14 protein-coding genes are annotated in these 21,744 nt (G+C 70.3%); 5 read left to right on the top strand and 9 right to left on the bottom strand.

The features are described 5' to 3' along the window. Positions 1-53: 53 nt before the first annotated feature. The gene (locus ACFYL6_RS02010; protein WP_387166206.1) at positions 54-1,607 is read left to right on the top strand and encodes an NAD(P)/FAD-dependent oxidoreductase; all 1,554 of its coding nucleotides are present in this window, start codon (positions 54-56) and stop codon (positions 1,605-1,607) included. On the opposite strand, the gene ACFYL6_RS02005 is transcribed toward ACFYL6_RS02010, so the two are convergent. From ACFYL6_RS02005 to ACFYL6_RS01990, 4 genes are all read right to left on the bottom strand, one after another. After that, positions 1,546-5,313 carry a trypsin-like peptidase domain-containing protein gene (locus tag ACFYL6_RS02005; RefSeq protein WP_387166204.1) on the bottom strand — a complete coding sequence of 1,256 codons (3,768 nt, stop codon included), beginning with the start codon at positions 5,311-5,313 and terminating at the stop codon, positions 1,546-1,548. The two genes, ACFYL6_RS02010 and ACFYL6_RS02005, sit on opposite strands and share 62 nt — an antisense overlap. Before the next feature lies 1 nt (position 5,314). Next, a complete protein-coding gene (locus tag ACFYL6_RS02000) occupies positions 5,315-5,626 on the bottom strand; it encodes a CU044_2847 family protein (protein ID WP_387166202.1) in 312 nt (103 codons plus the stop codon). Positions 5,627-5,789: 163 nt separating this feature from the next. Next, the gene (locus ACFYL6_RS01995) at positions 5,790-6,647 is read right to left on the bottom strand and encodes a hypothetical protein (protein ID WP_387166200.1); all 858 of its coding nucleotides are present in this window, start codon (positions 6,645-6,647) and stop codon (positions 5,790-5,792) included. Positions 6,648-6,926: 279 nt separating this feature from the next. After that, complete coding sequence (locus ACFYL6_RS01990; RefSeq protein WP_387166198.1) at positions 6,927-7,805, bottom strand: SAM-dependent methyltransferase; 879 nt, start codon at positions 7,803-7,805, stop codon at positions 6,927-6,929. 199 nt (positions 7,806-8,004) lie between these two features. Between ACFYL6_RS01990 and ACFYL6_RS01985 the strand changes: the two genes are divergently transcribed. Further along, on the top strand, positions 8,005-11,469 hold the full coding sequence (locus tag ACFYL6_RS01985; RefSeq protein ID WP_387166196.1) for a ThuA domain-containing protein: 3,465 nt from the start codon (positions 8,005-8,007) through the stop codon (positions 11,467-11,469). A gap of 496 nt (positions 11,470-11,965) precedes the next feature. Beyond that, on the top strand, positions 11,966-12,739 hold the full coding sequence (locus tag ACFYL6_RS01980; RefSeq protein ID WP_387166194.1) for an SDR family NAD(P)-dependent oxidoreductase: 774 nt from the start codon (positions 11,966-11,968) through the stop codon (positions 12,737-12,739). 88 nt (positions 12,740-12,827) lie between these two features. On the opposite strand, the gene ACFYL6_RS01975 is transcribed toward ACFYL6_RS01980, so the two are convergent. After that, the gene (locus ACFYL6_RS01975; RefSeq protein WP_387166192.1) at positions 12,828-13,295 is read right to left on the bottom strand and encodes a nuclear transport factor 2 family protein; all 468 of its coding nucleotides are present in this window, start codon (positions 13,293-13,295) and stop codon (positions 12,828-12,830) included. Positions 13,296-13,479: 184 nt separating this feature from the next. On the opposite strand from ACFYL6_RS01975, the gene ACFYL6_RS01970 reads away from it, so the two are divergent. Then, positions 13,480-14,124 (top strand): alpha/beta fold hydrolase, encoded by a 645-nt coding sequence (locus ACFYL6_RS01970; protein ID WP_387166190.1) that lies wholly within the window; start codon positions 13,480-13,482, stop codon positions 14,122-14,124. A 70-nt stretch (positions 14,125-14,194) separates the two neighbouring features. Here the strand turns inward: ACFYL6_RS01970 and ACFYL6_RS01965 are convergent, their stop codons facing one another. Continuing rightward, a complete protein-coding gene (locus ACFYL6_RS01965) occupies positions 14,195-17,266 on the bottom strand; it encodes a S8 family serine peptidase (protein WP_387166188.1) in 3,072 nt (1,023 codons plus the stop codon). 287 nt (positions 17,267-17,553) lie between these two features. After that, positions 17,554-18,081 carry a hypothetical protein gene (locus tag ACFYL6_RS01960; protein ID WP_387166186.1) on the bottom strand — a complete coding sequence of 176 codons (528 nt, stop codon included), beginning with the start codon at positions 18,079-18,081 and terminating at the stop codon, positions 17,554-17,556. Between the two features lie 111 nt (positions 18,082-18,192). On the opposite strand from ACFYL6_RS01960, the gene ACFYL6_RS01955 reads away from it, so the two are divergent. Then, the gene (locus ACFYL6_RS01955) at positions 18,193-19,752 is read left to right on the top strand and encodes an acetolactate synthase large subunit (RefSeq protein WP_387166184.1); all 1,560 of its coding nucleotides are present in this window, start codon (positions 18,193-18,195) and stop codon (positions 19,750-19,752) included. Between the two features lie 24 nt (positions 19,753-19,776). Here ACFYL6_RS01955 and ACFYL6_RS01950 read toward each other — a convergent pair whose 3' ends face one another. Together ACFYL6_RS01950 and ACFYL6_RS01945 are read right to left on the bottom strand one after the other, a co-directional pair. After that, entirely contained in the window at positions 19,777-20,940 is a 1,164-nt protein-coding gene (locus ACFYL6_RS01950) for a hypothetical protein (protein WP_387166182.1), read from the bottom strand. After that, positions 20,933-21,736, bottom strand: a complete 804-nt coding sequence (locus tag ACFYL6_RS01945; RefSeq protein WP_387166828.1) for a sugar phosphate isomerase/epimerase family protein — start codon at positions 21,734-21,736, stop codon at positions 20,933-20,935. The genes ACFYL6_RS01950 and ACFYL6_RS01945 overlap by 8 nt, the downstream gene beginning before the upstream one ends. Positions 21,737-21,744: the final 8 nt, after the last annotated feature.

Below are 21,744 nucleotides of genomic sequence, written 5' to 3'. Positions count from 1 at the left end.
GAACGGGTAGACGCCGCGCCTCAACCATGGCGGTGAACAGGGAGCGCGTCAGCATGAGCGAGCAGAACGGGACGGTGATCATCGGTGCGGGGCCGGCCGGGCTCACCGCGGCGTACGAGTTGCTCCGGCACGGCCGGTCGGTCCAGGTGTTCGAGGCCGACGAGGTGGTCGGCGGGATCAGCCGGACCGTCGAGCGCGACGGGTGGCGGTTCGACATCGGCGGGCACCGGTTCTTCACGAAGGTGCCCCGGGTGGAGGCGTTCTGGCACGAGATCCTGCCGGACGAGGACTTCCTGACCCGGCCCCGGATGAGCCGCATCTTCTACCGGGGCGCCCTGTTCAACTACCCGCTCAGCGCCATGAACGCGCTGCGCAACCTGGGTCTGCCTGAGGCCGCCCGCTGCCTCGGCTCGTACGCGCGCGCCCGGCTGCGGCCACCACGCGACCAGTCACACTTCGAGGGCTGGGTGTCGGCCCGGTTCGGCTGGCGGCTGTACTCGATCTTCTTCAAGACGTACACCGAGAAGGTCTGGGGGATGCCGGCGGACCGCTTGCAGGCCGACTGGGCGGCGCAGCGGATCAAGAACCTGTCGCTGGCCACGGCGATCCGCAACGCGGTGCTGCCCCGGCGTCGACGCACCGACGTGACCAGCCTGATCGAGGAGTTCCAGTACCCGAAGTACGGGCCCGGGATGATGTGGGAGCGCTGCGCCGAGCAGGTCCGCGAGCGGGGTGGGCAGGTGTCCACCGGCAGCTGGGTCACCGCCGTGCACCGGGACCCGGCCCGCAAGCGGGCGACCAGCGTGACGGTCAACGGCGTGGGCGGGCAGCGTACCGAAGCGGCCGAGCATGTGATCTCGTCCATGCCGATCTCGGAGCTGGTGGCCGCACTCAACCCACCGGCGCCGCCGGAGGTGCTGGCCTGCGCGGCCGACCTGCGCTACCGCGACTTCCTGACGGTCGCCCTGGTCGTGCCGGCGGAGTTCTCGTTCCCGGACAACTGGATCTACGTGCACGACCCGGGAGTGCGGGTGGGCCGGATCCAGAACTTCGGCTCCTGGTCGCCGTACCTCGTCAAGGATGGCCGCACCTGCCTGGGCCTGGAGTACTTCGTGTTCGAGGACGACGAGATGTGGCGTACCCCGGATGCCGACCTCGTGGCCCTCGCCACCGCGGAGCTGGAGCGGTTGGGGTTGGTTCGGCCCGGCGTGGTGGAGGCCGGCTACGTCGTGCGCATGCCCAAGGCCTACCCGGTGTACGACGAGCGCTACCAGCACAACGTGGACGTGATCCGGGCGTGGCTGACCGAGGCAGTGCCGAACGTGCACCCGGTGGGCCGCAACGGCATGCACCGCTACAACAACCAGGACCACTCGATGCTCACCGCGATGCTCACCGCCGAGAACATCGCCACCGGGAGTACGCACGACGTCTGGTCGGTAAACGTGGAGCGGGACTACCACGAGGAATCCTCCGGCGGTGACAGCCGGCGGGGCACCGGCCGGGACGCGCCGGTGGTGCCCAGCCGGATCATCGCGGCCCCGATCACCGCGCCGGAGGGGTCGGACGACCGAGCTTCTGTCGCAGCTCCCCCGTCTCACGCATGAAGCCGAGCACGATCTCGCGGAACGAGTCGACGGAGAGGTCGACGGCGGACTGGAACTTCGCGTAGGCCAGGTCGATGTCGGATCGCTCGCGATCCTTGTCCCAACCGATCGGATTCGGCGTCTGGAACTGCTTGCAGGCCGCCAGCAGCGCCCGGCCCTGCTGGAAGTTCACCGACGGCACGTTCCAGACGGTCCCGGCCATGATCCGCACCCCGTCCAGCAGGACGAGCGCTGCCGTGAGGCGCTCAAGTCCCTCACTCGGCGACAGGGTGTGGGAGCGGACGAACATCGCCCCGAGCGCGACGAGCAGGCCGACATCCGTGAAGTCGTGCAGGAACCTGTCGACCAACGGCGCGGTCTCCGGCCCGACGGCGGTCGCGATCTCGTCCCGGATGGAGTGCATGTCGGTGGCGAGCCGGGAGAAGCTGCCCACCCGCGCGATGGTGTGGGCGAGCTTGCCGTAACCCTCCGACAGGGTGCCGTGCAGTTCGAGCCGTGCCAGGGCGCAGACGATCGACGCGGAGAAGTCCGTGGACTCGTGAAGTTCGGCTCGTGCCGCCCCCGCCACGAGCTCATCTCGGGCGCACTCCCCCGCCGCGTAGGCCTGCGACAGCGATTCACACGCGCCCACGGCGGCACGCAGGCGCAACAGCGGATCGCCGAGCGCCAGGCGGTAGGCGTCGAGGTAGGCGGCCGCCGCCGTGGTGAACTGCCGCCGGTGCCGGTGGTGGGCCGCGAGCAGGTGTGCCATGCGAGGGTTGGACGGGAAGGCCCGCCGCCCGCGGGCCAGGATCTCGTCGACCGCGCGCAGGTCGAGGGGGGTGTGCGCCACGATGGCGAGGGCCGTCTGGAGCTGTAGCTCGTTGTGCGCTTCCCGCTCGACCGCTTCGACGGAGTCGCCGCATCGTTTCGCCAGCGAGGCGAGTCTCCTCCGGCGTACCTCGCCGAGCTGTTCGAGGACGGCCAGCTTGTGCGGGATCGGGCGGTTCAGCCAGCGCTCGTCGGACACCCGCGCCTGCCTCAGGAGGGAACCCGCGATCGCCCACTCCGTGCGTACCAACTGGTACTCGATCTCCACGATGAGCGGAGTGACCTGCGTGTTGCTCCTCCGCCAGCGACGGTAGGCCCGCTTGATCGGTGCGAGTTGACTCTCCGCGGAGCGGTGCGCGGGCAGGTCCGAGTCGACCGCGTTGTCACCCTCCCGGGTCACCTTCAGCGTGGAGTCGGCGACGAGCAGACTCAGGAACGCGTCGGCGGTCGGAGCGTTCTCCACGGTCCACGTCAGCAACTCCCGCGCGAGCTGTAGTCGCCCGGGTTCTCCGGTGCGCCGGCTCCGCTCCAGCCGATGCAGCCGCCTCTGCTGCCGCGCGATGGTCAGGAGAGGCCGACTGTCCCCAGCCAGAGCGAGCGACTTGAGCAGCTCCACGTGCAGCGTGAGCGTCCGCAGCGCCCGGGCGAGGAAGACCTCCGTGAGCGACTGGTCGCCGCTGAAGTCGCCGGCGCGACCGATCAGCGAGACGTACATCGTCCAGGTGCCCGGGTCGGCCAGGAAGGAGCGGTCGTCCTCCAACTGGGACAGGCACCACTCACCGACGGCGCGGAGGCCGTCCGGGGTGGGCAGCGGCCGGACGGTGACCGCGCGCAGCACGTCATGCAGCACGATCCGCACGTCGGCACGGCCGGACAGGTGCTCGTCGACGACGACGGCGCCCATCCATGCTCCGAGCGCGGCGCCGACGGTGTCGTTCGTGCCGACCCCCAACCACCACGCCAGCACGAGCACCTGGGCGTCCTGCACCTGCTCGAAGTGGCTCCCCGTCTCGAGGATGCGGTTGACCGTGCGCTCCCCGCCGATCTCGGTGAACGTGCGGCTGGCGGCGGCCACGTCCCCCGCGTGGATCTGGCTGCGCCACAGCCGCAGGCGGACCCGCATCGACGGGCCGCGCTCGTTCCCCCGGCCTTCGAGCTCGACGATCTGCTGGTAGAGCGACTCCACCCACTCGGGCCTCATCGATCGACTGGACACCCGATGCGCGATGTCCTGCATCGCGAGCCCCTGTTCGGAGGTCAACGCGTTCACCTCGAAGACGAACGGGGCGGTGCCCGGCCATTCGTCGAGCCCGATGGCGTCGGCGCTGAACGCGCCAGGTGCCAGTTCCCGGCGGGTCGCCGCGGGCGCGCGGATACCGAGTGGGTCGTGGGCGGAGGTCAGTACCAGCTGTTCGAGGTCCTCCCCGGTGAGCGACGGCACGTCGTGATAGCCCTCTCCGTCTCGGCCGGCTCCGACACCGGCGACCGTCAGCCCGGGGTCTCCGAGGGCCGCGACCGGGTCGTCCAGGAGCGCTGTGCTGGGGTCGAAGATGGGCAGATCGAATCGTTCGGACAGGGCGATGGCGAGGTCGATCGCGTCGTCGTTCTCGTCCCGTCCGCAGGCCGCCAGGATCTCACCGGGAAGAAGGCAGCGCGGGTCGACGAGTTCCAGCGCGTTCTCCGCTTCCTCCCGCGACACTCGACCGAGGGTGGCGCGTGTGATCAGCGTGGCCGCGTCCCGACGACCGATCGGCCCCACCTCGACCGCTGTGGAGAGTCCGACGCAGGACAACTCGTCGCCAAGGTCCCGTCCGACGAGGACGACCGCGGCGTTCATCCGTTCGGCGGCCTTCATCAGCGCCGCGAGGTCCGCGTCGGCTGCGGCGTCGACGACCTGGTGCTGAAGGTCGATGACGAGTCGGCCTCCGCGCAGGTCCCGCATGATCGTCCAGCAGGCCAGCGCCAGCGTCTCCTCGTCGGAGCGGCTCCCGAACGGGTCCTGCGGGATGTTCACACCGAGCCCCGGGAGGACGATCCCCACCACGGGATGCTGCGCGGGGACCGGAGGGGCCAACGCCGCGTCGACGTACGCCGTGTCGCCGGCGGGGATGTGCGCGAGGCGCACCCAGACGCCGGCCAGCGCCGACTTACCGGCGAGTGCGTCACCGACGACGAGCCGGTGGCGGCGACCGTCGCGCGAGTCCAGCGCGGCGATCTCCTCCTCCCGGCCGATGAGTTCCACCAGTTCCGAGGGCGCGTCGCCGCGGATCAGACTGCGCGGAGGCCAGGTGAGTCCGCTGGCGGCGTGCCTGATCTGCATCCGGCGGTCGTCCGTGTCCAGGCCCAGTGAGGTGCGGACCTGAACGATCTCCGTACCCAGCAGGGCGTGTCCGCCCAGGTCCGTCTGCCGTCCCCGCGTGACGCGGACCATGCCGACGAGCCGGCCGTCCTCGCGGTCGAGCACCGGTGCGCCGCTGTATCCCCGCTGGATCTGCCCCGACCGGAGCTTGAGCCAGGCGATCCCGTCGTCCTCGACGAGCCCTTCGTTGACGACCAACGTCGTCTCGGCGCGCCGGTCGACGCAGCTGACGACCACATACTCGGCAGCGAGAGCGGGGGGACGGGTGTCCGGGATGAACCAGAAGTCGTCCGGGTCCGCGACGGTCAGGAGGCAGAGGTCGCGTTGCTTGTCCCAGACGAGGACGGTCGCCGGCTCGTCGACCGCGTCGGCAGACCGGCCGATGCGACGGATCTTCACCGGCGCGGTCCGGTCCAGCCCGTGCGTGGCCGTGGCGATCGCCCGCGGTCCGATCATGAAGCCGGTCTGCTTCACGGATCCCTGGTGGACGCCGACAAGCCCCGCCCACAGATGCCGGCCGGCCTCGACGTCACTCATCTCAGCCGGCGAGGTCCTTCCAGGCCAACTTCAACTCCACCGCTCCCTCGGCCTTCCCGTCGACGAGGAGCGCCACCGCCTTACCGTTGGTGATCGAGAAGCCGACGCGCATGGTGACCTCGATGTCCGTCGGGGCGGCCTTGCGGGCGTGCTCCACCAGTTCCTCGGCCACCTTCGCCACCTGTTGCGCCACGTCGCTGAGCTTGATCTTGAGCGATTGAAAGGAGACCTCCTCCTCCGAATCGATTTCGATCGCCAGCGCGGCAAACGTCGTCTCGTCCTTCAACTCAAGCGCTATCAGGTCGCCCTGCATTGGCCCGCTCTCCTCGGTGAGACGCTGATCAGTTCATTCGCAGCGATTGTTGCACCGGTACAGTGTGGACACCGTGGGCCGGACAGCCCCTTCGGCCTCGCCCTCCTGGGCGTCTGGAACCCTAGTGCTCTCCGGCCAGGGAAATGCCCGTCGACCGAGGCGTCTATCGGATCATCGACACTCGGTGGGCCGACGTTCGCAGATGCGTGCAGTAAGCCACTGTGGCGTCGTCCGGGGCCTGGGCATCGGTGCCACCGGCGGCCCGCGCATCGGCCTGCTCTTCGGCCTGCCGGACGCGGGCGATGAGGCTGGCCGGCCCGCGGGCGCGAAGCACGTCCAGCACGCCCGGCCAGTCGGTCCGGCCGTACGGGCTGACGATGCGGCTGGCGCCGTTGCTGAGCAGCGCGACACCGTTCAGGCCGGCGATGGACCGGCTGCCGGTCACCGCTTCTCGCGCCGCGCGCGGGTCATCCTTGGCGATCCAGTAGCCGCCCGGCTGGTTGCGGCGGGCACGCAGAGCGGTGACGCAGGAGGCCCGCACCCGGTCGTACTCGGCTGTTCCCTGGGCGATGCCGGCCAGCGGCGCCGCGCAGTCGCGCCGGGCAGTCACCTCGCGCTCATCGGTGACCACCAGCGGGCCGGCGTCGCCTTGGTCGAGGACGAGGAAGGAGTCCGCGAGCAGGAGCCAGTCCAGGCGGCCCTGGTGGACGCGGACCATCGCGACGGTGGCCTGCGGGCTGCTGGGGTCAGCGATGTCGCAGGTGCCGCCGTGCTCGGCGGCAACCTCACCGATGGCGGTGGCGAGGATCGCGGCGAGCTCTCGCCCGTCACCGCGCGACAGGTGGCCGAGCAGCGCGCCGCCGAGGCGGTGCGTGTACCAGGCGACGCCGTGGAAGCAGAGCGACTCGGCGCCCGGAATACCGGCACCGTCGAGCAGCACGACAGCGCCGGGAACCGCGCCCACGAAGTCCTCGTTCGGCCGGCCGGCCCTGCCGGCGCTCGTCGCCAGGCTGACGTGCACTCGTGGCTCCTGTCCGGACTCGCGCCGCGGGTGTCGGTACGGCCAGCATCGCCGGGCGCCTGGCCCCTGGCGCTGCGGCCAGCCCGGCGACCGCGACGGAGGTTTGGGCTGACCGCTCGTGGGTCCAGCGGCCAGGTGTGGTGGAGAGCGGTATACCGCAGAGGAATACTTATGACTCGGAGGTATACCGCTGGACGACACACATGCTCCGTCCGGAGCGTGGTTGCGGGCACCTCTGAGCGGCATGAGACGCAGGCTCGCCCCGGCCCGGACGACCGGTCAGGGCTTGCGGGCCACCGCGCCGTAGATGGAGGCGTCGGCCAGGGGCGGACGCTGCTCCGGCGGCACCTGCGGCCGCCACTCGGCGACCGGGGCGATGCCCGGTTCGGCCAGCTCCAGACCGGTGAAGAAGCGGGCGAATTCGGCGCGGTCGCGGGGTACCGCATCCTGCTTCATCCGGCCGGCGGCGAACTCGGTCTCCATCCGCCTGACGATCTCGGCGGGGATGTGGTCGGTGGTGAAGTGGGTCAGCGCCAGCCAGCTGCCCGACGGCAGCGCGTCGAGCAGGCGGGCGACCTGCTCATGTGGGCGGTCGTCGTCGGTGAGGAAGTGCGTCACGGCGATCAGCACCAGAGCCACCGGTTGGGACAGGTCCAGGGTGGCGTGCAGCTGCGGGTCCGCGAGGATCTTCTGCGGGTCGCGGAGGTCGGCGTCCAGGTAGGCGGTGGCGCCGGCCGGGTCGCTGGTCAGCAGCGCTCGGGCGTGGACCAGCACCATCGGGTCGTTGTCGACGTAGACCACCCGGGAGTCGGGGGCGACGGACTGGGCCACCTCGTGGGTGTTGTCGGCGCTCGGGATGCCGGTGCCGATGTCGAGGAACTGCCGGACGCCGACCTCCTCGGCGAGGAAGCGGACCGCCCGGCCGAGGAAGGCCCGGTTTTCCCGGGCGAGCGTGCGCACCCCTGGGTAGACGGCCGCGATCTGGTCGCCGGACTCCCGGTCGACGGCGAAGTTGTCCTTGCCGCCGAGCCAGTAGTTGTAGCGGCGAGCCGGATGCACCGTCGTGGTGTCGATCCGGTCGGCATCCCGACCCTCGGGCAATTTCGACGTGGACGGCACCGTCACGAGACCTCCCCAGGTCGACGGAACACGCCGCATCCGCAGAGTCACGGCGCGTATTCAGAGGCCATCGTAAGCCGTACCCCAGGGCTTGTGGGGGCGGCCGACGCGCGGACGCCGCCGGGCGGGAAACCGCTTACCAGAGGGCTATTGACGGTCGTCACTGGCTGTCAGTACCGTGATGCGGGCAGCGAGAAAGCGCTTTCCGCACCCTCACCGTCCGACAGGGAGCGCCCCCATGCCCCGACACCTCCGTGCGTTCTGCCTGATCCTGCTCGCCATCGCCACCGTGGTGAGCACCACCACCGCCCTGCCCGCCGAGGCCGCCCCGCGCTTCCGAGTGCTGGTGTTCTCCAAGATCACCAACTTCTACCACGACTCGATCCCGGCCGGCATCGCCGCGATCCAGCAGCTCGGCGCCGCCCACAACTTCGAGGTCGTCGCCACCACCGACGCGGCGGCCTTCACCGACGCCAACCTCGCCACCTTCGACGTTCTCGTGTTCAACAACACCAACAGCCTCCCGACCTCGGGTGACCTGCTCAACGCCAGCCAGCGGGCCGCGTTGCAGACGTTCATCCGCAACGGCGGTGGTTGGGCCGGCCTGCACGCCGCGTCGGCCAGCGAACGCGACTGGCCCTGGTACGAGGGCCTGGTCGGCACGATCTTCGACTACCACCCCGACTTCTCGGCCACCGGTGGCACCTTCCCCGGCCGGGTCAAGGTGCTCGACCGGGCGCACCCCTCGACGCGCAACCTGCCAGAGCTCTGGGAGCAGAGCGAGGAGTGGTACAACTGGCGGACCAACCCGACCGGCAACGTGCACACCCTCGCCCAGATCAAGGTGCGCGACGGGATCAACGGCCTGGACGAGGGCGTCGACCACGCGTACTCCTGGTGTCAGCGCTACGACGGCGGCCGGTCCTGGTTCACCGCCGGTGGGCACGCCAGCTCCCAGTTCAGCACCCCGACGTTCCTGGAGCACCTGCGCTACGGCATCGAGTGGGCGGCCGGCGCGGTCGCCGGTGACTGCTCGGCCACCAAGACCAGCAACTTCGAACGGGTGGGGCTGGTCACCGAGAACCTGGCCGACCCCTTCGAGCTGGCCGTCGGCCCGGACCGGAAGGTCTACTACATCCAGCGCACCGGCGCGCTGAAGGTGGTCAACTCCGACACCCTCCAGGTCACCACCCTGCTGGACTTCGCGTACACCTCGGCGATGACCGACCAGTCCGACGGGCTGCTCGGGATGACCCTGGACCGCAACTTCGCCAGCAACGGCTGGATCTACCTGCTCTGGTCGGACAAGACCCTCAAACAGCTCAACCTGTCCCGGTTCACGGTCGCCAACAACAGCGTCGCGCTCTCCTCGGAGAAACGCCTGCTGGCCGTCCCCACCTACCGGGGCGAGGGCCGGGCCAACTCGCACATGGGCGGGTCACTGGCCATGGACGCGGCCGGCCGGCTCTACGCGGCGATCGGTGACAACACCGACCCGTTCGCCTCCAGCGGCTACACGCCTGTCGACGAACGCGCCGGCCGCGCGGCCTGGGACGCCCAGGGCACCGCCGGCAACACCAACGACCTGCGCGGCAAGATCCTGCGGATCACCCCACAGGCCGACGGTACGTACACCGTGCCGAGCGGCAACCTCTTCCCCGCCGGCACCGCGAGGACCCGACCGGAGATCTACGCGATGGGCATGCGCAACCCGTTCCGGATCACCGTCGAGCCGCAGACCAACGCGGTGCTGGTGGCCGACTACGGCCCGGACGCCCGCGCCGCCGACCCCAACCGTGGTCCGGAGGGGACTGTCGAGTTCAACCGGATCACCAGCGCCGGCAACTTCGGCTGGCCGTACTGCGTGGGCAACAACATCCCGTTCAACGACTACAACTTCGCCACCAACACCTCGGGGGCGAAGTTCAACTGTGCCGCACCGGTGAACAACTCACCCAACAACACCGGCCTCACCACCCTGCCGGCGGCGAAGTCGGCGCTGGTCTGGTACGCGTACTCCGCCTCCACCCAGTTCCCCGAGCTGGGCACCGGCGGTGGCGGGCCGATGAGCGGCCCGGTCTACGACTACGACCCGGCCAACACCCGCACCACGAAGTTCCCCGAGTACTTCGAGGGCAAGTGGATCACCTATGAGCTGACCCGCAGGTGGTTCAAGACGCTCTCCATCCACAAGACGGCGCAGACCTTCAGCAACGCGCGCTTCGGTCCGACCGCGGTGGGTGACCTCCAGTCGATCAACGGGATCTTCGACAACATGAGCTGGATCCAGCCCTTCGAGGCCGAGTTCGGCCCGGACGGTTCGCTCTACGTCATCGACTTCGGTGAGGGCACCGGCAGCGGTCGCGGCGGCAGCAACGCCGGCGCGGGCATCTACCGGATCGACTACGTCGCCAACGGCCGGCCACCGACCGCGAAGATCGCCGCCACCCCGGACAGCGGACGTACGCCACTCGCGGTGACGTTCTCCTCCGCCGGTTCGTCCGCCGGTGACGCGTCGGCGCTCAGCTACGCCTGGGACTTCACCAACGACGGCAGCACCGACTCCACCGCCGCCAACCCGAGCTTCACCTACTCGACGGCCGGCAAGCACACCGCCCGACTGACCGTGCGCAACAGCGGCAACGGGTTGACCGCCACCGCGGTCACCGACGTGGTGGTCGGCAACACCCGACCGACGGTGACCATCAGCGTGCCCGACGGTGGGTTCTTCGACTTCGGCGACAAGATCCCGTTCACGGTGACGGTCACCGACCCGGAGGAGACCACCATCGACTGCGCCAAGGTGACCGTGCAGACGCAGCTCGGCCACGACTCGCACGCCCACCCGCTGGACGTCTACAGCGGCTGCTCCGGGGTGCTCGCCACCGAGGCGGACGCCGGTGACGGCCACGGGCCGGGGCAGAACCTCTACACCCTGATCACCGCGCAGTACACCGACGGTGGCGCGGCCGGCGGCGTACCGGCGCTGACCGGCTCGACCCGCGTCCAGTTGCAGCCCAAGAGCAAGGAGGCCGAGCACTTCAGCGCCCAGTCCGGCGTCACGGTCAACGACCGGGCCACCGCCCGCGCCGGCAAGCGGCTCGGCGAGGTCGACCACAACGACTGGGTGGCGTTCGGGCCGGCGGACCTGCGCAACGTCGGCTCGGTGACGCTCGGGGTGACCAACGGCGGGCTCGGCGGCACCATCGAACTGCGGACCGGCTCGCCCACCGGCACGCTCATCGGCACGGCCACCATCGGGTCGACCGGCGGCTGGGACAACCTCGTCTCCCCCACCGTCACGCTGACCAACAAACCCACCGGCACGACCACCCTGTACGCGAAGTTCGTCAACGCCGCCCAGGTCGGCGGCACCCCGGACCTGCTCTCCCTGGACTGGCTGCGGTTCAACGGCGCCGGGGTCAAGCAGGAACCGGGCGGGACGCTGTCTCTGGCCGCCAACCCGACGGGCGGCGCCGCGCCCCTGACCACCACGCTCACCGCGACGGCGACGGCGCCGTCCGGGCAGAGCATCACCGACTACGCGTGGGACTTCGGCGACAACAGCGCCATCACACACGGGGCGACGCTACGGTCGACGGCGCACAGCTACCCCCGCAAGGGGACCTACACCGCCCGGGTGACGGTCACCTACACCAGCGGGGAGACCCGCTCGCTCAACCTGACCATCACGGTCACCTGACCGTCGGGCGATGGCGGGCGGGGGTCCACCCCGCCCGCCGCCGCTCGACACCGCTGGGTTGATCACCAGACGGTGTTGCGCACAGACGATCTATTCCACGGGCGCGGCGAGCCGAGGCGTAGGCGCGTCAGATGGTCCCGGGCCGTGCCGGTGAGGCTGGTCGGAGAGCCGGCAACGTAAATCTTGGACAGTTTCCGTTCTCGCGTAACGGAAACTGTCCAAGATCTAGGTTGCGGCGGTACAGCTGTCCAGGTCGAACCTTGCTGACCCGGCCCCAAGTCCTCGCGCGGACGTGCCCGCCTCAACTCGATCAATATCACCGCGAGCCGTCCCACCGTTCGACGAGGCTCGGCCCTGGGGTGCCGACAGGCGAGGCGCTCCGGCTGGACGGATCGGCGGTACCGATTCTGGACTTGCGGGTCCAATATCTGCGAGTCACAGTCCGATACGGCGGCGAGCACTGGCCCGACCGTTTCGGAAGCGACGGGGGAAGACAATGGATTTGCAGCTTGCGGGTAAGCGCGCTCTGGTGACGGGTGCGAGCAGCGGTCTCGGCGCGGAGATCGCGGCTGTCCTGGCCGCCGAAGGCGTCGCCGTGGTCGTTCACGGCCGGGACCAGACCCGGACGGAGCAGACCGCCCAGAAGGTGGGCGGTCTGGCCGTGATCGGAGACCTCACCACTGATGTCGGCGCCGAGGCCGTGGCTACCCAAGCCGGTGAGGTGGACATCCTGGTCAACAACGCCGGCGCCTACGATCCCGAATCAGGGTGGTCCGACCTGAACGCGGACGCGTGGGCCGACATGTACAACCTCAACGTGCTCAGCTCCGTCCGCCTGATCCGACATCTGGTTCCCGCGATGCGGGCCAAGGGGTGGGGCCGTGTCATCCAGATCGGCAGCGTGACAGGCGAGGCGCCGTCAGCGGGGCAGCCGCACTACGCAGCCAGCAACGCCGCCCGGCTCAACCTCGCCCGGTCGTTGTCCCGTGACCTCAAGCACACGGGAGTGACCTCCAACGCCATCGCGGCCGGCACCATCCTCGTCCCGACTACCCGCAAGTACCTCATGGAACTCGGCCGCGAGAACGGATGGGGTGAGACGTGGGAGGAGGTTGAGCGCAATGCTGCCCCGATTCGCGCTGGCACCGACGTCGGCCGCATCGGAAATCCTCGCGACTACGCCGACCTCGTCGCCTACCTGGCCAGCCCGGTCTCCGGCTACCTGACCGGCGCCACCCTCCGGATGGACGGCGGCAGGTACGACCGGTAGCCGCGGCGGAGGCCGCCGTCCAGGAGCGGGAGTTGGCGCAACTGAAGGCAGAAGCATCGACGCCCGGCAGAGGTATAGGCGCACCTGCTCAAGGTCGGGCTGCGCCCTCGGCGGTGGTGTCTTTTTGCGGACGGAGTGCGGTCAGGAGGCTGTCGAGTTGACCCCATGCCCGCGCGCTGGCTATGGGGTCGATGTAATCTCGGGACTCAATGATGAGCCCATTGCGGATACGCATCACGAAGACGCATGGCACCGAGAATGCCTCACCTGTCTCGGCTACCCGCCCCTGATAGGCGAACTCGGCGACAATCACCTCCGGGTCCACAGTTTCATGAATCGTCACGTCGACTGGCTGACGGACCAGCGTCCGGGCGACCGGAGGCGCCGCGGTGAAGTGCTCGTGCAGTTCGTTGCGGCTACGCAGCGGCGGCGGGTTGAGCGGGTGGAACGGATGCGTGACATGGGTCTGTTCGGCGTACAGATCGGCCAAGTCTTCGTATGGACCGTCGCAAACACCGTTCACCAGTCGGAGGAAAGTTTCGCGTGGGCTGCTCATGCCGGGCTTCCTTCGAATCGGTAGATGTCACTCACGCCACACCGAGGACTACCTCCGAGGGGTGGCCGCTACCCCATCGACGGCACCCTACCGTGCGCCTCCTCCCGTCGGTTGAACCCCTGCATCCGGCCATCGGCAAGGCCGCGAGCGGTGGCTGTCGTACCCGTGTGTGAGGCTTCGGGGCATGGCGACTTTCGTTCTGATCCACGGCGGTGGGGGCAGCGCCTGGGACTGGCATCTCCTCGTCCCCGAGCTGACCAGCCGCGGCCACGACGTGGTCGTACCGGAACTGCCGATCGAGGACAGCTCCGCCGGGTTTGCCGAGTTCCGCCAGACGGTCGTCGACGCGATCGGCGACCGGAGGGACCTCGTAGTCGTCGGACACTCGTACGGTGCGTTCACCGCGCCGCTGATCGCCGACAAGCTGCCAGTGCGGCTGCTCGTCCTGCTCACACCGATGATCCCCAAGCCCGGTGAGCGACCCGGTGACTGGTGGGCCAACACCGGTTACCGCAGCCCGGAAGGGCTCAGCGAGGAGCAGCAGTTCTACAACGGCGTGCCGGCCGAGGTCGTCGCGGAGGCAGCGACACACAGCCGGGACCAGATCAGCGCCGAGGGCGACGAGCCGTGGCCCCTGGACTCCTGGCCAGACGTACCGACGACGGTGCTCCTCGCCCGCGAGGACCGGTTCTTCCCGGCGGACTTCCAGCGCCGGGTCGCCGCCGACCGGCTCGGCGTCGTCCCGGACGAGATTGACGGCGGCCACTCGGTGCCGCTCAGCCACCCGAAGCATCTCGCCGACCGCCTGACCGCGTACCCGCTGCCCTGAAGGCGGACCTGACCGGTGGTTGCGGCGGTGGGGCGGTGCGCTCGGCACCGCCCCACCGCTGACTGAACCGTTACTGCCAGGAACTCTGTTGGGTGTAGACGAGGTTCCCGGGGACCACCGTGCCGTTGGTGCTGTACTCGGTGTACGCCCAGAAATCACCCTCGGCCAGCGGCTTCTTCGGCTTCAACGTGAAGTTGAAGCCCTGACCGCGCTCCGCCGTGGAGGGCAACGTCAGCGCGGCACCCGCATACTTGGCGTTACGGCCGATGATGGCGTGGCCCAGCTCGAAGTCGACGACGGGTCCACCGGGGTACTGTGCGAACACGTACGCGGTGTAGCGCCCTGGCTCGGGCAGGAACTTGTACGCCTGCTCCGCGCTCGTCCAGAACCTGTCACTGCTGTAGATCAGGGTGTCGCCCTTGTACAGGTAGAGATCGAGGTTCGTGTTCGGGTCGTCGGTGTTGGCTTCGACGACGATCCCGGCAGTGTTCGCTGGCACGGTGAAGTCAACCTTCTTCACGCCGGACGCCTTCGGGTCGAACACCCCACCGTAGACGCCGGCCGGAATCGAGTACGACTCCCGCTGCATCGGCGTGTAACCGGTGCTGCGACCGGCGAGCGGCCCGGTGAAGCCCGGCTGGACCAGACCGAAGGCACCGTTGGCCATCCGGCCGAACTCCTCCCCGTCGTCACCGTACGGCCGGGCCGCGATCCCCCACGGACGGGCAGCGACCGGGATGCGGGCGGTGTGGGTCCTGCCGTGCCAGGTGATGGACCCGGTCACGTACCGGTCCCAGGGGGCGCTGCCCCGACGCACGGTGATGGTCACCGTCGCGGACTTGCCGGGTGCCAGCGTCACCGACGCCGGTGTGACGCTGACCTTCATGCCGGTCAGACCGGACACCGACGACCGATAGGTTTCCCGGGCCTTGCCCACATTGGTCAGGGTGCGGGTGAGGGTCACCGGTTGGGTCCCGTCGTACTCGCGCAACGAGATGGCCGGCAGGTTGAGTTCCTTGCCGTCGGGCGCGGCCGTCTCGCTGAACTTGATCAGTTCCGCCGCCGTCGGCTCGATGACCAGTCCCGGGTCGGTGGCCCCGGTCAGGTTGATGAAGCCGCTGCCCTGGTCCAGGGGGTTGCTGGTGCCAACGGTGTCGGTGGCGGTGGTCCGCAGCGCCGAGGCGATCCTGCCCGGCGACCAGTCCGGGTGCGTGGCGTGCAGGATCGCTGCCGCGCCAGCCACGTACGGCGAGGCCATCGAGGTGCCGGAGTACGCGTCGTACTGTCGCCCGAAGTTGCCCGCCGGTGAGACCGCGGCGATGATGTCCGACCCCGGGGCGACCAGGTCCGGCTTGAAGACGCCGTAGGTCACCTTGTCCGGGCCGGTGGAGGAGAAGTCGGCGACGCTGGGTACGCCGGGGACGCTGGAACCGTCACCGCCGGTACGCACGGTCGCCTTCGCGTCGGTGGGGTGACGCATCAGGTAGTTGAACAGAGTGCCGGCCTGCTTCTCCGTCGGCAGGTAGACCACCGGGAAGTTGTAGATGGAGTTGACCCGGTAGTTGCCGACCGGGTCGAACAGCACCATGGCCGCCCCGCCCTTCTCCTTCACCTCGGCGGCGGAAGCAAAGGTGTCGGACAGCGCGCAGGCAACCACCTTGTCCTTGATCTTGGCGGGGTCGAGGCTGCCCGGCTCGCAGTACACCGCGCCCAGGTCCGGCGATCCGGCCTGGTCGCCGAAGACCATCGGCCGTGCGTCGCCACCGGGCAACGCGTCCAGTGAGCCGCCGACCAGCTTGGTGCCGTCGCCGAGCTTGATGGTCGCCTCGTCGAGGTTCGTCACCGCCGCGCCGACCGTGGTCACCCAGGGCGCCGCGTTGCTGATGGCCCCGCTCACGATGCCGGTGTTTCCCGCCGACGCCGCCACGAACACCCCGGACAGGGTGGCGTTGAGGAAGGCGATGCCGATGGGGGTGTTTGCCTCCCAGTCGCCGAGCTGCGAGCCGATCGAGAAGTTCAGCACCTGCACGCCGTCGGCGACGGCCGCGTCGATGCCGGCGATGATGTCGGCGTCGTAGCCCATGCCACCCCAGAGCACCTTGTAGACGGCGATCTGAGCATCCGGCGCCACCCCGGAGATGGGACCGAAGCGGCGACCGTCGATCGTGACGTTCGAGATCGGCAGGCCGGCCGCCGTGGAGGCGGTGTGGGTGCCGTGCCCGGCCGCGTCGCGGGGGGACAGGAACTCACCCTCGGGCACCGAGCCACCGCCGGCGAGCCACGAGTCGGCGAAGTAGCGGGCACCGACGATCTTGCCGTTGCAGTGCTCGGCAACGAAGGCCACACCGGTCTGGCAGGTGCCGTGCCAGTTCGCCGGAGCGGGCATCTTCTTGGCGAACGACGCGCTCTCCGGCCAGATGCCGGTGTCCAGGATGCCGATCACCATGCCCGCGCCCGTGCCGGGGCCAGGCTTGGCCGGCCGGCCGGAGCGGTCCGTCGCCGCCGACTGCTCCGGGCCACTCTCGGTGGCGGGCGTCGGGTTGGCGGCGGTCGCCGTGGTCGCGGTGGGCGGCGCCGAGGGGGTGCCGAGGGCCTGCGAGGCGGTGACGGCGCGGACGCGCTTGTCCGCCCGCAACGTGCTCACCTGCTGGGCGGTCAGTTTGGCCGAGAATCCGTTGAAGGCGGTGGTGTAGACGGCGTTGACCGTGACCCCGGACGCGGCGGCGACGGAGCCCCGCTGCGCGTCGAGGTGCCGGCGGTACGCCTGCGACGGCGCCGACGTCACGTCCAGCCGGTTACCCGCCGCCGGGCGGGTCCGGGCCAGACCGGACACCCCACCGGTGTACGTGGTCAGTGGGTCCTCGGCCAACTCGACGACGTACATCCCGGAGCCGTTCTCGTCGACGGCCGCCTTCGGCGTGGCCGCACTGTTGCCGCCGGGTCGGCGGTCGGCCCCGTCGGTCAGGGTGACCTTACGGTCGGACCCGACGGTGAAGTAACCGGCGCCACTGCCGTTACCCGGCGAATCCGCGGGTGCCGCCGACGCCGTTCCCGCGACACCGGTGGTACCGGTGATCAGGGCGACGACAAGCGTAGGTATCGCTAGTCTTCGCAGCCTGTTTCCGCTCGTGCCTGTAGCCACGAGGCTCCTTTCGGTTGCTCCCTTGTGGAGCTTTTCTTCGATCGCGATCCGCTCATGGGAGCGCTCCCCCACCTAAGCCGCCGATGGTTGCTCGATGGTTTGCACGGTGTTACGGATCGCCGGTGCGTATAAGATCACGTTCTGCCGGCCGCGCCTAGATCACTTTTTCCAGAGGCCGCCAGAGCAGGGCGGCCACCCCCCAGCCAGGGCCAGCCCAAGCAGCGGCGCGACGCCGAGACAGGATCCAGCAACACCCAAGCCCCGTCACCTGAGGGCGAACCGCTGCCCTAGTCGGCCAGACCCACCGGCACGGGCACCCCGAGGTGCGTCAGGAGGGCGGCGACCTCACGGTCGAGTTCCAGACCCACCTCGTGGATCGCGTCCACTCCGAAGGAGCCGAACGCGTGACTGGGTTGCTCGATGACGAACCGTGCTCCGCCGTCGGGCCCGTCGCTGATCAACGTGCGTAGCGGCGCGTACAGCATGGCCGCCGGGTCGTGGCGGAACATCCGCTCAGCCGTGGTGTGGTTACCCATCAGGTATTCGACGCAGTGCGTGGGGTCGCCCGCGAGGCTCATCATCGGTCGCAGGTCGCCGCTGCTCCAGTAGATGAGGAAGTCGTGCGGCGCGCGGTCGCGCATGAGGGCGAGGACATCGTCCCAGGGGGCGTTGCGGGCTACCAGCGCGTCGAACGCAGTCGCGTCGTAGGCCGGGACGGCCTGCTCGTAGTGCCGCCGGAAGTCGTCGAAGGAGCGATCGATGCTGATGTCCAGGCACCGGGCCTGGTAGCCCCGCTCGGCCCATCCGCGTCCCATCGGATCCCCTCCTCACCTACCGGGCTATTTACCGGAACCTAGCAGCAGTGGTCCGAAATGCGAGCTTAGTATCAAATCACTGCTGATCAGATCGCCGATGGGGTGACGTGTGTGAACGGCGCGGAAGCACTGCTGCGGACGCTTGTCGACGGCGGGGTCGAGGTGCTCTTCACCAACCCCGGCACCACGGAGCTGCACCTGGTCGGAGCGCTGGAGGCGGTTCCCGAGCTGCACGGCGTCCTCGCTCTCTTCGAGGGCGTGGTCACCGGTGCGGCCGACGGTTACGCCCGGATCGCGGGCAAGCCCGCCGCGACCCTGCTGCACCTCGGGCCCGGGCTCGCGTACGGCCTGACGAACCTGCACAACAGCCGCCGCGCCAACTCGCCGGTGGTGAACATCGTCGGGGACCACGCGACGTTCCACACCGCGTTCGACCCACCGTTGAACTCCGACATCGCCGCCCTTGCCGGATGGTTGCGCGGCCCCGTCCGCCGCCCCGAGGACGCGGCCGGCGCGGGCCCGGACGCCGCCGCCACCCTCGCCGCCGCCCTGGAGCCACCCGGGCAGATCGCCACCGTGATCATGCCGGCGGACGTGTCCTGGTCCGACGGAGGCGCGGCCGGCGCGCCCGTGCGCCCCCGGCCGGCGCCGACAGTCGACCAGCAGGTGATCACGCAGGTCGCGGAGGTGCTTCGCAGCGGCGACACGAGCGCACTGGTGATCGGCGGTACGGCCCTGCGGGAGGCGGGCCTGCTGGCCGCGGGCCGCATCGGCGCGGCGACCGGCACCCGGGTCTTCCAGGAGCTCTACTCCAACCGGGTCGAACGAGGAGCGGGTCTGCCCGCGTTCCCCCGCCTCGGTTTCTATCCCGACCAGGTGCTCGACCAACTGCACGGGGCACGGCACGTCATCGTCGCGGGCACCAAGGCGCCGGTCTCGTTCTTCGCCTACCCCGACCAGCCGAGCCTCCTCGTCCCCGAAGGCGCCCAGACGCACGTGCTGGCCGAGGTCGGTCAGGACGCTGGCGCCGCGCTGGTCCGACTTGCCGACCTGGTGGCACCGGACACGGCCGCCCAGGTCACCGAACCGCACCGACCGGCCCTACCCACGGGCACCCTCACCCTGCAGAACTGGGCCGACGTCATCGCGGCGCTGCTACCCGAACGGGCCATCATCATCGACGAGTCCGTGAGCTCCGGCACCGCCCTCGCCGCCGCCACCGCCGGCGCTCCCCGGCACGACGTGCTCATGCAGACCGGTGGTGCCATGGGCGACGGCCTGCCCCTGGCCGTCGGCGCCGCCGTCGCCGCACCCGACCGGCCGGTGGTGGCGCTGGTGGCCGACGGCTGCGTCATGTACACCGCCACGGCGCTCTGGACCCAGGTACGCGAGCAGTTGAACATCACCAACGTGATCCTCAACAACCACGCGTACGCGATCCTGCGCCAGGAGTGGGGATACTTCAGCAACCGTCCCGGCCTCGCCGATCCCGACAGCAACCCGATGTTCGACCTGACCAACCCTCAGATCGACTTTGTCGGGCTGGCGAACGCGTTCGGGATGCCCGCCACCCGCGCGACCACCGCCGAGCAACTCGCGGAGCAGTTCTCCGAGGCGCTGACCCGGACCGGCCCGCACCTCATCGACGCCACCATTCCCGCTGCGGCCTAGCCGGCCTCGCCCCGGCCGCGTGCCCTAGGCGGCGTCTCCTCGGCGACGCCAGAGCACAGTGCAGCCTGCGGCCAGGGCCAGCCCGAGCAGCGGGGCGACGCCCACCCCGGCGAGCGTGCAGGCCACCGCGAGCAGCGCCGGCGGCACCCAGCACCAGGCGGGCACGGTACGCGGGACACGACCGCGCCGACGGGCCGCCGCTTCCACGGCCATCGGCACCACCAGCACCGGCAACGCGGCGGCCAGCAGGGTCAGCCAGGGCAGCACCAGACGGTCGAACCGCGCCACCGCCAGCAGACCACCGAGCACCGCGACGAGCAGCATCGCCGCCCGCGCCGGCAGGCGGGGAGCCAGGCCCCGCAAGGCCAGGGAACCGGAGTACGTGGTGGTCAGCGCCGCCGCGAAGACCGCCACCGCGACGAACAGATTCGCGTACGCGGCCAGCCCCGACCCGGCGGCGAGCAGCGCGACCACGTCGGCCGAGCCGGTCCGCAGCCACAGGCCGGCGCCGGCGAGCACCCCGAGCAGCGCCGGCCCGATCAGCAGCCCCACGCACCAGACCAGGTCCCGCCGCCGGGCGAGGCCCACGCTGAAGTCCGGTGCGCGCAGCGCGAACACGGCCGCGTACCCGATCAGGGCGGCGGCGTCGGCGAGCCCGCCGCCGGCGAGGCGGACCGGCGCACCGGGTGGTGGCAGGACCGTCAGGCACCAGCCGACCAGCACCACCGCGCTGAGCGTGGTGACCACCGCGACCCGGTTGCCGAGCCGGGCCGGCGCCCAGGAGACGGCGAGGACCGCCACCTCCAGCAGCGCCGGCCCGGCCCAGCCCGGCAGGTGGGTGAGCGCGGCCAGCGAGGCCCCGCCGAGCCCGACGTTGAACCCGTTCCAACCGACCATCGACACGGCCAGCACCGCCGCCAGTAGCAGCCGCGAGGTGTCCCCCAGGTACGCGGGCAGCACCGCGGTCAAGGTCCCGCCGTCGCCGAGCGGCCGACGCAGCCCGATCCGGCCCTGCCCCCAGAGCAGGCCCGCCATCAGCGCCCCGCCGACCAGCAGCCCGACCACCGGCACCGCGCCGCCGTGCCGGGCGGCCATCGCCGCCCCGAGCACCAGGGTGGCGGGTGCGGTGCCGATGCCCAGCCAGGCGCCGACCGCCGCCGGCCACCGCCGTTCGGGAACGTCAGACAACGTGACGCAGATAGCCGGCGATCGCCGCGTCGAGCACCTCCGCGCCCGGACGCGCCCACACCTCGGCGGAGAAGACCTCCACCTCGATCGGGCCGACGTAGCCGGCCGCGTCCACCGCCTCACGCAGCCGACGCAGCTCGATGCAGCCGTCGCCGGGCAGCGCCCGGCCGAGCAGCACCCCCTCCGGCAGGGGGGTCACCCAGTCGCAGACCTGGAACGCGGCGATCCGGTCGGCGGCCCGCGCGATCTGCGCGTACACCGTGTCGTCCCACCAGACGTGGTACGCGTCCACGACCACGCCGACCACCGCCGGGTCGAACCGCTCGGCGATGTCCAGCGCCTGGCCGAGGGTGGCGATCACGCACCGGTCGGCGGCGAACATCGGGTGCAGCGGCTCGATGGCCAGCCGTACCCCGGCGGCCTCGGCGTGCGGGGCCAGCTCGCCGATCGCGTCGGCGACCCGACGCCGCGCGCCGTCAATGTCCCGGCTGCCGACCGGCAGCCCACCGGAGACCAGCACCAGCTCCGGAGCACCGAGGGCGGCGGCCTCCTCGATGGCCCGCAGGTTCTCCGCGCGCCAGTCCTCGGCGGAGAAGAACCCGCCCCGGCACAGCGACGTGACGGCGAGGCCGGCGTCGCGGACCAGTTTCGCCGAGCGGGCCAACCCGTACTCGGCCACCGGCTCCCGCCAAAGCCCGATGCCCGGCACGCCGGACGCCACGCACCCGGCCACCACCTCGGGCAGCGGCCAGCGCTGGGCGGTCGCCTGGTTGAACGAGAAGCGCGCGAGGCGCAGTGGGCTGG

Source organism: Micromonospora sp. NPDC007208, assembly GCF_042869175.1.
In the GTDB taxonomy this organism is placed as follows: domain Bacteria; phylum Actinomycetota; class Actinomycetes; order Mycobacteriales; family Micromonosporaceae; genus Micromonospora; species Micromonospora foliorum.
This window is presented reverse-complemented; position numbering and strand designations above follow the sequence as displayed.

Coding starts and splice junctions, on each gene's coding strand:
- ACFYL6_RS01990 (WP_387166198.1), bottom strand. CDS start 7,805: ATGCGGCGTGTTCCGTCGACCTGGGGAGGTCTCGTGACGGTGCCGTCC.
- ACFYL6_RS02010 (WP_387166206.1), top strand. CDS start 54: ATGAGCGAGCAGAACGGGACGGTGATCATCGGTGCGGGGCCGGCCGGG.
- ACFYL6_RS01960 (WP_387166186.1), bottom strand. CDS start 18,081: ATGGGACGCGGATGGGCCGAGCGGGGCTACCAGGCCCGGTGCCTGGAC.
- ACFYL6_RS02000 (WP_387166202.1), bottom strand. CDS start 5,626: ATGCAGGGCGACCTGATAGCGCTTGAGTTGAAGGACGAGACGACGTTT.
- ACFYL6_RS01980 (WP_387166194.1), top strand. CDS start 11,966: ATGGATTTGCAGCTTGCGGGTAAGCGCGCTCTGGTGACGGGTGCGAGC.
- ACFYL6_RS01975 (WP_387166192.1), bottom strand. CDS start 13,295: ATGAGCAGCCCACGCGAAACTTTCCTCCGACTGGTGAACGGTGTTTGC.
- ACFYL6_RS01970 (WP_387166190.1), top strand. CDS start 13,480: ATGGCGACTTTCGTTCTGATCCACGGCGGTGGGGGCAGCGCCTGGGAC.
- ACFYL6_RS01985 (WP_387166196.1), top strand. CDS start 8,005: ATGCCCCGACACCTCCGTGCGTTCTGCCTGATCCTGCTCGCCATCGCC.
- ACFYL6_RS02005 (WP_387166204.1), bottom strand. CDS start 5,313: ATGAGTGACGTCGAGGCCGGCCGGCATCTGTGGGCGGGGCTTGTCGGC.